The 6285-nt window shown below is 65.4% G+C and carries 6 protein-coding genes and 1 pseudogene; 5 read left to right on the top strand and 2 right to left on the bottom strand.

The genetic code is table 11. The features are described 5' to 3' along the window. Positions 1-119: 119 nt before the first annotated feature. Both Q4543_RS23520 and Q4543_RS23515 read right to left on the bottom strand, forming a co-directional pair. On the bottom strand, positions 120-1385 hold the full coding sequence (locus Q4543_RS23520) for a PotD/PotF family extracellular solute-binding protein (RefSeq protein ID WP_303442422.1): 1266 nt from the start codon (positions 1383-1385) through the stop codon (positions 120-122). Positions 1386-1413: 28 nt separating this feature from the next. After that, entirely contained in the window at positions 1414-2382 is a 969-nt protein-coding gene (locus tag Q4543_RS23515; protein ID WP_216005574.1) for an ABC transporter ATP-binding protein, read from the bottom strand. 248 nt (positions 2383-2630) lie between these two features. Here Q4543_RS23515 and Q4543_RS23510 point away from each other — a divergent pair, with 248 nt between their 5' ends. The 5 genes and pseudogenes from Q4543_RS23510 to Q4543_RS23490 form a co-directional block, all read left to right on the top strand. Next, positions 2631-3314 carry a GntR family transcriptional regulator gene (locus Q4543_RS23510; RefSeq protein WP_216005575.1) on the top strand — a complete coding sequence of 228 codons (684 nt, stop codon included), beginning with the start codon at positions 2631-2633 and terminating at the stop codon, positions 3312-3314. Continuing rightward, complete coding sequence (locus Q4543_RS23505) at positions 3311-4129, top strand: GNAT family N-acetyltransferase (RefSeq protein WP_303442416.1); 819 nt, start codon at positions 3311-3313, stop codon at positions 4127-4129. The genes Q4543_RS23510 and Q4543_RS23505 overlap by 4 nt, the downstream gene beginning before the upstream one ends. 432 nt (positions 4130-4561) lie before the next feature. Beyond that, complete coding sequence (locus Q4543_RS23500; RefSeq protein WP_303442413.1) at positions 4562-5308, top strand: siderophore-interacting protein; 747 nt, start codon at positions 4562-4564, stop codon at positions 5306-5308. Between the two features lie 546 nt (positions 5309-5854). Beyond that, a complete protein-coding gene (locus Q4543_RS23495) occupies positions 5855-6094 on the top strand; it encodes a hypothetical protein (RefSeq protein ID WP_303442411.1) in 240 nt (79 codons plus the stop codon). Between the two features lie 72 nt (positions 6095-6166). Beyond that, a pseudogene (locus tag Q4543_RS23490) lies at positions 6167-6285 on the top strand (IS110 family transposase); the annotation flags it as partial.

Raw genomic sequence — 6285 nt, 5'->3', positions numbered from 1 at the left:
CCCCCCCCCCCCCCCCCCCCCCCCCCCCCCCCCCCCCGCCCCCCCCCCCCCCCCCCCCCCCCCCCCCCCCCCCCCCCGGGTCGGCGCGTAAGCGCGCCGATACATTGTGGGCTCATGCGTTAGGACGCGATGAACTCGTTCCACTTGCGCACCATGTACTGGTTCTCGTCCATGACCGCGTTCCAGCAGGCGACCGAGCCCATGCGATCGTAGAACGAGCCGCCGTCGCGGGTGTCGCCCGCCTGTGCCAGCACGTCGCCGAAGGGCGAGGTGATCTCGCCGGTGGCTTCCTTGCCCTCGAACCAGTAGCCCCACTCGTTCTGCGACATGTGCTCTTTCGAGGTCTCGGGAACCGCCGAATAATAGCCCTGACGCATCAGGAAGCCGCCGACCCAGCCCGACAGGTACCAGTTGATGTATTCATAGGCCGCGTCCAGCTCGAGGCCGGAAAGCGATTTCGACAGGCCGATGCCGCCGCCCCACGACCGATAGCCTTCTTCCAGCGGCTGGTAGACGCAGGGGATGCCGCGCGATTTCACAGCGGTGATCGCGGGCGACCACATCGACTGGATCACCACCTCGCCCGATGCCATCAGGTTGACGCTCTCGTCGAAGGATTTCCAGAAGGCGCGGAACTGGCCGTTCTGCTTGGCCTCGGTGAAGATCGCGAAGGTCTTGTCGATCTCTTCGCGGGTCATGTTGCCCTTGTCGCCGTACTGGATCTCGCCCATCGATTCACAGACCATGGCCATGTCCATGATGCCGATCGAGGAAATATCGAGGATCGACGCCTTGCCTTTGAACTCGGGGTTCAGCAGCTCGGACCAGTTGCTGATCGGGCGGCCGATCAGGTCGGGGCGGATGCCCAGCGTGTCGGCGTTGTAGATGGTCGGGATCAGGGTCATCCACTGGGTCGGCTCATCGGCAAAGCCTGTTGCGCCCGGCTTTTCGATAAAGCCCACCGAATGGGGGGCGGTGCCCTGCGCGATCACCGACTCCGGCGTCAGCTTGCCATCCTTGAAGATGCCGACGATCTTGTCGTAATTGGCGATCTTCGAGGTATCCATCGCCTGAAGATTGCCGGTCGGCCAGACCTTCTTGCAGATCCAGTATTCGATGTCGGCAATGTCGAAGCTGTCGGGCTGGGTGGCGGCGCGCTGCGTCACGCTGTCGGAATCCAGCGCCGTCATTTCCAGCGTGAAGCCAAGGTCTTCCTTCACCTTCTGGCCGACCTCGTTGAGGTTGGACACGCCAGTGCCGAACTGGCGCAGCGTCACGTCCTTGATCTCCTGCGCCCAGATCATCGGCGCGGGCAGGGTGGATGCGGCCACGGCCGCTGCGCCGCCCTTGAGCATGGAGCGGCGGCTGTATCTCATCTTCGACATCATGTGGTGTCTCCCGGTTGTATGTCGCTTACGCTTGCAGACGGTTGGCCCGTCTTTCATCCCAGGACAGGCGCACCGCCTCTCCGGGGTTTTTCGGTGCTGCAAAGAAGGTCTCTTCGGGCAGCAGGGCCAGCAGCTCTTCGCCGCTGTCCAGCGCGGCGGTCATCGCGACCGATGCGCCCTGATATTCCACCGCCGTAACCGTGGCGGGCAGACCGGCGTCCGAGATGCGCGTCTCGTCGGCCCGGAACGACACCTTGCCCGAGGGCGTGGCGATCACGTTGTGACCGCCCATGAACCGCGCCACGAATTCGGTGCGCGGCGTGCCCCAGACCTCGCGGGCGGGGCCGGCCTGTTCGATCACCGCGTTGTTCATCACCACGACCTCATCGGCGAGGGCCAGCGCCTCGTCCTGCCCATGGGTGACGTGGATGAACGGAATGCCCAGTTCACGCTGAAGCTTCTTCAGCTCGGCGCGCATCCGGATGCGCAGGAATGGGTCGAGCGCCGACAGCGGCTCGTCCAGCAGCAGCACGCGCGGCTGCGTCACCAGAGCACGGGCCAGTGCCACGCGCTGTTGCTGCCCGCCCGAAAGCTGCGCCGGCAAGCGGTCGCCAAAGGCCGACATATGCACCAGTTCCAGCATCTGGTTGGCGGTGGCGTTGCGCTCGGCCCGCTCCACGCCCTTCATCCGCAGCGAGAACGCCACGTTGTCGCGCACCGACAGATGCGGAAACAGCGCATAGCTTTGAAACATCATCGCGGTGCCGCGCTTTGCGGGCGGCAGGTGCGAGATATCAAGCCCGCCCAGCAGGATCGATCCCTCGCTGACGCTTTCATGCCCGGCGATCATCCGCAGCGTGGTCGACTTGCCGCAGCCCGACGGGCCAAGCAGGCACACATAAGCGCCAGATGGAAAGCGGTGGCTGATGTCCGCCACGGCGACGGTGTCGCCATACCGCTTGGTCAGGTGCACAAGTTCTAGATCGTCGCTCATCTGATGATCGTCCCCGGATCGCAGGTTCTGCCCAAAGCTGGCCTTGGCGCGTGGCGACTGTCAGTCGAAACCCGACGCGGCGTTGCGGGGAAACATCATTTGCCCAAAGAATAAGCATTGACGCTTGCACTTTGCGCAATATCGCGGACAAACTTGTATACAATGATGGCCACGATCCGGGCGCGCCCGCTGCCGCTTGCCCTTGGCCGGGGCCGACGTAGGATTCTGGGCAAGGCTGAACGGTGTGGATGAACAGGATGCAAGGCAAGGCGGCTTCGGCACAGACGGTGGCCTCGGCGCTCGAGGCGGCGATCCACGACCATCGCCTGCCGCCGGGCACGCGGCTGGTCGAAGACGAGCTGTCCGAGATCTATGGCGTGTCGCGCACCCAGATCCGCGCCGCGCTGCAAGCGCTGTCGCATCGCCGCCTTGTCGAGCATCAGCGCAACCGGGGGACCTTTGTCGCGCAGCCATCGGTGCGCGAGGCACGCGAGGTGTTCGAAGCCCGCGCCCTGCTCGAGCCGCGCACCGCGCGTTCGGCGGCGCTGCGCATGAGCGATACCAATATCTCGGCGCTTCAGGCTCATATCGACGCCGAACATGCAGCGCTGCACGCGGGACAGAACGGGCGGGCGGTGTCGCTGTCGGGGCAGTTCCATGTCGAGATCGCCCGCGTTGCCGATCAATCCACCATCGAGGCGATGATTTCGCAGCTGGTGGTGCGCAGCTCGCTGATCATCGCGCTGTACTGGCAGCGGCGTTCGGCGCTGTGCGAAAGCCACGCCCATGGCGCGCTGATGCGCGCCTTTGTTGCCCGAGACGGCGCGCTGGCCGAAGAGCTGATGGCGCAGCATCTGCTCGATCTGGTGACATCGCTCGACCTGCGCAACCAAAGCTCGACCCCCGGCTCACTGAGAGAGGCCCTGATATGATCCGTTACCGGCAGGCAGACACCGTGCAAGAGGTGGCGCAGATTCTGGATTGGGCCGCGAATGAGGGCTGGAATCCCGGCTTGTCAGATGCCGCCGCCTTTCTGGCCGCCGATCCGGAGGGGTTCTTTCTGGCCGATAGGGATGGGGAGCCGGTGGCAGCGATCTCGGTGGTCAATCATAGCGAGGCGATGGCGTTTCTGGGTCTGTACCTGTGTCGCCCGGAATGTCGCGGGCAGGGCATCGGCTATGGCCTGTGGCAGCAGGCGCTGGCCCATGCGGGCGAGCGCACCGTGGGGCTGGACGGCGTTGCCGCGCAGCAGGCGAATTACGCCCGCTCGGGCTTTGTGCGCAGCGGCGCAACGCGGCGCTTCGAAGGGGCGCTGGAGCCGCGCCCGGATGCCGCCATTGCGCGGGCGCGCCCCGAGGATCTCGCCCGGTTGCAGGCGCTGGATACTACGGCGGGCGGCTATGCGCGCCCACGTTTCTTAACAGCGTGGCTGGAAGGCGCGCCGGATCGCATCACCGTTTGCAGCGAGACCGGCTTTGCCACGGCGCGTCTGTGCCGTGAGGGGGCCAAGATCGGCCCGGTGATCGCGCCGACCCCGGCCGAAGCATTGGCGCTGGCACGCGCGGCGTTGGCAGAACTGCCGCCCGTCAAAGCGATCATCGACCTACCCGACAGCGCCACCGGCTTCGAAGCGCTGTTGCGCGCCGAGGGCTTTGTCGAGACCTTCGCAACCGCCCGCATGTATCGCGGCACCTCGCCAAAGCCGCTGCCGATGCTTCAGGCCATCGCCACGATGGAACTGGGCTAGGCGGCGAGGTTGCGCATCAATCGGCTGGCGGCAAACGGAGGTGCGGCCTCGGTGATCCGTCGCCGCGAGCCAGATGCCATTGGCGGCAGACCGCGCGAAAGCATTGAAACCGCGCCGGTAAGGGCAAGCTCGCATGGCGAGTATGGCCATCAATGGCCCGCAGAGCAGCCGATAATCTCGCACCGTTCTTGCAGAGAAGGCGTGGTTGTGCGGCGCATCGCCGTAGGAATGCTCACGTTGGCGTGAAAAGGTCTGGCGCAGTACCTGACAAAATGAATATGGTATTTGGCGAAGGGCCGCCCGGCACGCGTCTACGTGATCGATCGCGCCCGCTCTGATGCCCTCCCTATGCGCTGGGCATCGGCGGGCGGGTTGATGTGAGACGGGATCGGCGTGCCTCGCCGTGCCGACAGACCTTGAAAGGACGACAGGATGACCACCGACATTCAGGATGCTCCCCGCATCACCCGCCAGCGCCACGATCTGGTGCGCCGCGCGCTCAGCGTGACGAGGGCCGAGCGCCTGACCCCCAAGATGATCCGCCTCGCGCTGTCCGGCCCCGGGCTGCAGGGCTTTGTTTCAGGCGCGCCCGACGATCACTTCAAGCTGTTCGTGCCCGATGCCAGCGGCGAGAGCGTGGGCCGCGATTATACCCCGCGCCACTATGACGGGCAGGAGCTGATCGTCGATGTTTACGACCATCCGGGTGGCCCTGCCGCCGACTGGAGCCGTGCTGTCAAGGTCGGCGATACCGCCCATATCGGTGGGCCGCGCGGTTCGGTGATCATCGACGGCGACATCGCCCATTGGCTGCTGATCGGCGATGAAACCGCGATTCCCGCCATCGCCCGCCGTCTCGAAGAGCTGCCCGGCGGCAGCGCCACGGTGATCATCGCCGTCGAAGGCCCGACCGAGGAACAGCCCCTCGTCAGCAAGGCGTCGCTCGAGGTGACATGGGTGCACCGCGCCGCCGCGGAGTCCGCCGATCCGGCCAGCCTGCTGGCGGCGCTGCCGGCCACGCTGCCCGCGCGCAGTTTCGCGTGGATTGCCGCCGAGGGCGGCGTTGCCCGCGCCCTGCGCGAGGCGCTTCTGGCGCAAGGCCATCCGCTGCAATGGCTCAAGGCGGCGGGCTACTGGGTGCGCGGCGAAGCCAACGCCTCGGTCAAAGCCATGGATTGATGCTGTCGCCGATGACCTGCCTGCGCCTCTGCCCGGGCAGGTCATCGGCGCTCAGCCTGACGAACGCCTGCGTGGCGGCCATCCCGGTGTTCCTGGAACAACTGTCTTTGCGCCAACCGCCTTGCGGATGGCAGGCATGCATCGCTGCATGGCAGTCAGGAAGGCGGTACTTGCGGTCTCCTAACAGGTGCCGGCCATCGGCACGCTCGACGGTCTCCGCAAGGGCGCAATTGACGGCACCGCCATAGCGGCCATTGCGATCGCGGGCGAATCCACCAATCCCCGGACTGGCCCGCAACCCGGCCTCAGCCGTGGTCTGACACCGTGCCGCAACACGGGCACACCGCCGCGGCTTTGGCGGATCGGGAGTGAAGCCGGATCGTGACCCCGACTCCTTCGTCTGACCGGCCGAAAGGTCCGCCGACAGACAACCCCAACTTGAAAACGGGAACTCCATCGGCGACTTCCATAAAGGATGGGTACAGGATAGCGTCGTTGTAAAACAACGGTGCCAAAGCTGCGGCAGAGCCTGATTTCATCCCGCTGATGGCCACGGTGACGGCAATCGCCATTGCGCAGGTGCAGGATCTTCTGCCTGCCCTTCGCCATATGGCGAAACGCTGCCTTGACCAGCTCAGTGACCTGTCACGTCGGGCTGCCGATCTTGTTGCACAGATTGCGGCGGCGAGCAGCCGATCCAGCATTTCTGCTCGCGTGCAAAAGATGCCGGGAACCGGCCCCATCCCCACGATGGAACTGGCGGCTTTCGCTCCACCTGGGCTCTGATGATGTAAGCGCCCCCCGACAGCATCTGTGTGCCAAGGTGGGTCCGCGAGGATCCACAAAAGGAGAGCGGTCATGTCGGAGATTATCCCGGTCGGACTCGATCTGGCAAAGAATGTGCTCCAAGTGCATGGAGCCGATGGCGCTGGTCACGCGGTACTGCGCAAGAAGCTGCGGCGAGCGCAGGTGTTGGA

It is taken from the genome of Salipiger sp. 1_MG-2023 (genome assembly GCF_030547555.1).
In the GTDB taxonomy this organism is placed as follows: domain Bacteria; phylum Pseudomonadota; class Alphaproteobacteria; order Rhodobacterales; family Rhodobacteraceae; genus Salipiger.
The sequence above is the reverse complement of the archived record's forward strand: the minus strand, read 5'-3'. Positions and strand labels throughout refer to the sequence as shown.

Bases quoted from the DNA above. Each gene is read 5' to 3' on its own strand.
- Q4543_RS23505 (WP_303442416.1), top strand. From the start codon at position 3,311: ATGATCCGTTACCGGCAGGCAGACACCGTGCAAGAGGTGGCGCAGATT.
- Q4543_RS23500 (WP_303442413.1), top strand. From the start codon at position 4,562: ATGACCACCGACATTCAGGATGCTCCCCGCATCACCCGCCAGCGCCAC.
- Q4543_RS23495 (WP_303442411.1), top strand. From the start codon at position 5,855: ATGGCCACGGTGACGGCAATCGCCATTGCGCAGGTGCAGGATCTTCTG.
- Q4543_RS23515 (WP_216005574.1), bottom strand. From the start codon at position 2,382: ATGAGCGACGATCTAGAACTTGTGCACCTGACCAAGCGGTATGGCGAC.
- Q4543_RS23520 (WP_303442422.1), bottom strand. From the start codon at position 1,385: ATGTCGAAGATGAGATACAGCCGCCGCTCCATGCTCAAGGGCGGCGCA.
- Q4543_RS23510 (WP_216005575.1), top strand. From the start codon at position 2,631: ATGAACAGGATGCAAGGCAAGGCGGCTTCGGCACAGACGGTGGCCTCG.